The sequence below is a fragment of the Okeania sp. SIO3B5 genome (assembly GCF_010692555.1).
Taxonomy (GTDB): domain Bacteria; phylum Cyanobacteriota; class Cyanobacteriia; order Cyanobacteriales; family Microcoleaceae; genus Okeania.
In genome coordinates this window covers 1-5,699 of sequence record NZ_JAAHHG010000603.1, presented here as the reverse complement: position 1 = coordinate 5,699, position 5,699 = coordinate 1, and the positions used below count along the sequence as shown (strand labels likewise).

General features: G+C 39.0%; 5 protein-coding genes. 3 read left to right on the top strand and 2 right to left on the bottom strand.

Annotated features, from left to right (window positions below):
* The first annotated feature begins 174 nt into the window (after positions 1-174).
* Positions 175-363 (top strand): transposase, encoded by a 189-nt coding sequence (locus F6K54_RS39180; protein ID WP_293089635.1) that lies wholly within the window; start codon positions 175-177, stop codon positions 361-363.
* 415 nt (positions 364-778) lie between these two features.
* Here the strand turns inward: F6K54_RS39180 and queA are convergent, their stop codons facing one another.
* Positions 779-1,894 (bottom strand): tRNA preQ1(34) S-adenosylmethionine ribosyltransferase-isomerase QueA, encoded by a 1,116-nt coding sequence (gene queA, locus F6K54_RS39175; protein WP_293089633.1) that lies wholly within the window; start codon positions 1,892-1,894, stop codon positions 779-781.
* Between the two features lie 352 nt (positions 1,895-2,246).
* On the opposite strand from queA, the gene F6K54_RS39170 reads away from it, so the two are divergent.
* Positions 2,247-2,636 carry a hypothetical protein gene (locus F6K54_RS39170; RefSeq protein ID WP_293089631.1) on the top strand — a complete coding sequence of 130 codons (390 nt, stop codon included), beginning with the start codon at positions 2,247-2,249 and terminating at the stop codon, positions 2,634-2,636.
* A 1,759-nt stretch (positions 2,637-4,395) separates the two neighbouring features.
* Here the strand turns inward: F6K54_RS39170 and F6K54_RS39165 are convergent.
* Entirely contained in the window at positions 4,396-4,938 is a 543-nt protein-coding gene (locus F6K54_RS39165) for a YraN family protein (protein ID WP_293089629.1), read from the bottom strand.
* 60 nt (positions 4,939-4,998) lie between these two features.
* Here F6K54_RS39165 and F6K54_RS39160 point away from each other — a divergent pair, with 60 nt between their 5' ends.
* Complete coding sequence (locus F6K54_RS39160) at positions 4,999-5,277, top strand: pentapeptide repeat-containing protein (RefSeq protein ID WP_293089627.1); 279 nt, start codon at positions 4,999-5,001, stop codon at positions 5,275-5,277.
* The last annotated feature ends 422 nt before the right edge of the window (positions 5,278-5,699 follow it).

The following is a 5,699-nucleotide window of genomic DNA, read 5'->3' as shown; positions in this document are numbered from 1 at the left end:
AACGGATTTTGTCTCTAACTGAGATGTTACCACAGATTGCTAGGAGCCGTGATGCGGTGAAAGTCGCACGTCCGGTTCTGAAGTAGAGGTGCGGAGGATAATACCTCCCATCGACTATAACTGCTCTAGGTAATCCCACTCCTAGCATTTTTAACTACTATTCAAACTTCAATCTTGGATGGGGCAGATGTTTTATTACCGATGGTAGAAGCGGAAGCAGTATTAGCGGATAAAGCTTATGATGCTCAGGAGCGGGTGATAGAGCCTTTAACTGAGAGAGGAATAGAAGTAGTGATTCCTCCAAAAAGAAACCGAAAAGAACTTCGTAATTACGATGAGATATTATACCAAGCACGTCTATGAATAGAAAATTTCTTTGCCAAACTCAAACAATATAGAGCGATCGCTACTAGATACGATAAGCGTTCGGTTAACTTCCTGGGAGGAATTCCTAAAGGTAGCCTCGGTCATTTTATTAGCATAGCGATCGCTATCGACCTAGAACATACAACACCCATTTTGTCAACCTCTCTAATTGATGACACGCCCTAGGACTTCACCAGTTGAACCCCATATTTTGAGTTGTCTCGGTTCTGCTTTCAGGTGGGTATTACCGCTACTCCTGATAACAATAATTATTCTATAATTGTTGTTACTTTACATTTTTTTGCAGGTCGCGATTCCCCTCCCGTTAAATCGGAGATTATAATGGGAGGGGAATCGCGACATTTAATTGGGGATTGAATGTCCAATTCTCAAAATATTTTCAACTACTACACTAATTTATCCTAGCAGGTGGCAAAATTAACATTGCATCACCAAAAGAATAAAAGCGATATTTTGTGGCGATCGCTTCCTGATATAAGTTTAAAAGACGTTTTCTACCAATCATTGCACTTACAAGCATCAGCAGACTGGAGCGTGGTAGATGAAAATTAGTGATTAGACCTTCTACTATTTGCCACTTGTAGCCAGGATAAATAAATATATTGGTATAACCAGAAAATGGTGAGATAGAAAGTTCCTCGCTACTACTATCACTACTACTATTTTTCTGATTAGCTAGTGCTGCTCCCTCAAGAGCTCTAACTACTGTTGTTCCCACGGCAATTATACGTCCACCTTGAGATTTTGTTTGATTAATTTTGTCTACAACTAATGACGAAACTTCAAGCCACTCCTCGTGCATATCATGGTTAGTGATGTCTTTAGTCTCCACTGGCCGAAATGTACCAAGACCAACGTGTAGTGTGATGAAAGCTAGTCTAATATTTTTTTGTTCTAGTTTCTCTAGTAATTCATCAGTAAAATGTAAACCAGCAGTAGGGGCAGCGATCGCTCCTGAAACTTTACTATATACAGTTTGATATTGTTCTGTGAAAGCCTGTGAGTCTGTAACATAAGGTGGGAAGGGCACATGACCAAATTGGTCTAGCAACTCCATTAAAGAAATTCCTTGAGGTAAGTTAAATTGTAAAAAACGCCCACCAGTTTCTCTATCTGTTGACAATACTTTTGCCTGCAACTTATAATCACAGCCAAAAGATGAATTAGGTTCAAATTCAATTGTTGTACCATTGCTAAAACGTTTACCAGGCTTGACTAAAGCCAGCCAACAATCATTTTCCACTGGTTTGAGCAACAATATTTCTACCCGAGCGCCAGTAGTTTTGTGGCCATAAAGCCTCCCAGGAATAACACGAGTATTATTCAAAACCAGTAGGTCCCCTGGTTGGAGTAAATCTGGTAAATCCCTAAAAGTACAATTATGATGTGTAAGTGAATCTACAACCATTAAACGAGAAATATCCCTGGGGACAACAGGGTTTTGAGCAATTAGCTCTTGGGGCAGTTCATAGTCATAAGCATCAATAGACCAATCAACCTCAGTCATATTACTAATATATAACTAATAATTGGGTAAAATCCCCCAGATAAATTAGGGTACTTTTCCCCTAGTGATATGCTACACATTAAGAGAAAATATAGAGTATATAAGTACAGAATTAATTTTCAGAGTGTAGAGCAGATATATCTGTAGTGAAAAATAACAGATGGAGAGTCTAGTTCAAAACTCTAGACATTCTAGAACATACACCTAGTTTATTAACTGGGAAGCGGCAACATCCGCCCCGCTCCCTACAACCGTTTTTCATTACCTTTAATTTTTCCTCTGTAGTAGCAAAAGATTTAGAGGTTACACCGAGTGAAAAGCAGTAGTTTTCAGCGGTAATAGTTAGATTGAGATGGAATACCTTTACTTTATAGCAAATACTAGCCTCTGCCTAAGAGTAGTTGAATACCTATGCATTACTCATCAACTACCGCTTCAATTTATGACTGTGATTCATCAAATTGATGGTTGGGTAGTAAAAATAAAAATGAGTCACTACTTGGCTCCTGAAAAACATGGAGATTTTCGGGCTTTTATGAATGAATTAGGAATACCTTATGAGCCTGATATCCGTATCAGAATGGCGTTGTGGGGTTTAGAGACTGGACAATCACCTTTAAGTGTCATGAGACGCTATCAGGTAGCAGTAGTGTCTCATGGCCAACCAAATCGAGATGAAATAGAAGCATTTCGTACCCAATTTGTCAAGGGTTTAGGGTATTGTCCCGAAACTTTAGGTTGAGCTTATAGTTTTACTCTTACTTTAATTTGCACCTGTACGGTAATAATATTAGTACGGGTACAACAGGACTAAGACACATTTAATTTATTCTTTATAATTTAAATGTGGTTTCTCATTCCAGCCTACAAACATCATCAAAAATAGATTACGAATTACCGAAAAGCGACGTTGAAAGCCCCTGTGTTTTAACCTATCCCTTATAAGGAACTCCTGAAACCCTGTAGATGGGGGGATGGGGAGATGGGGGGATGGGGAGGAAAAATCCTGTCTGCAGTTCTCAAAAAAATGTATTTTTCAATACACTTTTCTCCCAAAAAAGCCTTCGAGAGGCTTATACATAACTTATCTGTTTTGTCAAGTTTTATCTTAAGAAAGATGTTTATAAAGCATAGGTGTTTTAACCGGGGGATGAAAACAAGGGAGTCGTTTAGACTAGACAACTTTAGTTGTCCTATCGGCAATAGCTGCGGGGAGTAGTCAAAAATGTAGATGTCTAATTAGGGTTTGCGTATGGAAAGTCTTTTTGCTGGGGTAGGAGACAGGAGACAGGAGTTAGGGGAATGAGCGAAGAGGTAGTAGAAAGAATTGTCCCAAGATTGTTCTGCCTAACTATGCGCCTAAAATACGCTCCATGCATGAGCATGAAGAGCTGAAAACCAGGTACTTTTTTTAACCCCAAAAAGGCACTTGTCTTTAATATGTCAATGCTTTTATATTTAATCAGCAAGCCCTAATTATGTCTACCTTTGGGTGGCTTTGTCCAGATTTATACGAGGGGTTAAGACCCTACTTATTGACATCCTCCCGACGCTACTCTACGAGACAGCGCGGGATTCCTAACCATCGCGCTCTTAGGTATTTCTGCTGCTTCTTGCAGAGTATCTGCGCTAACAATGCACCAGCCTCCAAGTTCAAGCGTCTTTTCGGTCTAAAGGCGCGCTCCACAGACTGACAGTGCTAGCCCAGCAGCAAATTTTTAACTATAACACACTATTGGCATAAACCGCAAAATTGATTGGTTTTCCCATCTCTCCGCTCCCCTTCGGGAGAGCGCGGGTTTTCAACCAACGTTGAGATAACAGGTATTTAGAATTACGATTTGGCTAATTAGGGTTTGCTGAAAAAGTCTTTTAGTATAGGTAGAAGACAGGAGAAATGGGAATAAGCGAGGAGGTAGGAGCTAAGTTTTGTCCCAATATTTTTCTGCCCAATTCTTGCCCTAAATCCGCTCCTAATTGAACCATTACCACCTAAAACCTCGCACTTTTTGATACTTAAAAAGGGTAAAACCTCTATATTTAAAGACTTTTAGATTTAATAAGCAAGCCCTAATTAATTGAAAAAAAATCTATCAGTGTTGTTTAACTCCCCCGGCGGGAAGTCCCGTGCTCTCCCGGAGGGGAGCGCCGTATGGGAAAGCCGGGCGCTATCTGTTTTGTTCATCGGGGATTTTCTCTTTGTAGTATACATCTTATATTGTAGTATATGCATTTATAGCTATTGAAAATTACAAATAAATAGATTTTAATTGTTCTAAACACAGGGGGAGGACATCACCTCTGTATAAACAGCAGTCAGCTTTTTTTTCTGACTGAAGAATCCCGCGTTCGTCATCGTCATCGTCATGTCGCGTTAGCGCAACGTCGGGAGTATGTCAAAGAGGACTCCCGTTATAATCTTTGATTTAACGGGCGAGTGTCAAAACTCTACTCACTACTAAAAATCATACTGTTATTCAACAACGCCACTTAAAATAAGTTTAGTCCAGATCGGAAGCAGAAATAAAAGCAGAAGGAATATAATTTTGCAACACAAGTTGATAACCTGCTAATTCTACAGAATGTCCGACCTTAATAGTTAACTTAGATAGTTGCTCCTCTAATGATAGAAATTTAGATTGAAGATAATCTTTTTGAGTATAATTACACTTGACTAAAGCTACATCAAATCTACAAGAACAATCTGCTAATTCTGGGCGATCGCTCAAAAATATTTCTGCGGTTTGCCACAACTTGGCTTGTTTTGTTTCTGTAACTGCCAGTAAACCATTTTTATCCCAGTTACCCCGACTACGAGTTTTTACCTCTACAAAAACTAGAATTGGAAATTTTTGAGCTGGTTTATCTTCCAAAGGAGAAGTTTTCAGGGCAATAATATCTAACTCTCCCCAGCGACATTGCCACCGTCGATGGAGTATTTGCCAACCTTCTTGAGTTAACCATTTTGCCACTAAATCTTCTCCCAAGATACCTCTGTCAATTTTTGAGGAAGAAGCAGATTTCCTAGATGAAGAAAAGGTCATTTTGGTTTATTCTTCTTATTATGGTTATGGACTGCCTGGAATAAATTAGACAGAATTAGTATGAATTTTAGACAACAAAAAACTTCCCAAATTTTAGTCAACTTCGTCTTTTCACTAATAGTATATCTCATTACTATTGGGGCAATAACTGCCTTAACATTTACTAACTCGACATTCACTCTAGCTGATGAGTATAACAAGCAAATATTAGTGGGTGTTGATTTTTCTGGTCGAGACTTAACTAATGATTCATTTACTAAATCTATTTTGCGTAAAAGTGACTTCAGTAATTCAAATTTAAGTGGTGTTAGTATGTTTGGCGCTCATTGTGCGACCTGAACTGGTCATTTGAACTGGGAAGCCCACTTCCCTATGGGTTCTTCATCCCATACCCTTGTAGAGTAATCCGTCATGAAGAACGGTAGGTCACACCATAGCTAGTAATAGTAATGGTGGTAAGCAGACCCTAAAAGTAGCCAAAAAGGATAGGAATAATCCTCTAGGAGCAAAAGGGAGTGATGGAAAGATGAACATAGTTCTAAGTTATTTATTAAACTGCGTCATCCAAAGAAGAGCCAAATATTCCTGATAGGCTCTAACCAAAATGGTAAATGGGTAGATGTACAGAGTAGTGGGTTCTGTACATATGAAGACATCATCCCCCTCGCAGAAAAGATAACCATCTTAACCATCACAGAACTTCAAATGATACAACAGGAAAAACCCTACAGAGTTCAGTATGGTAGTCAATCTACTGATAG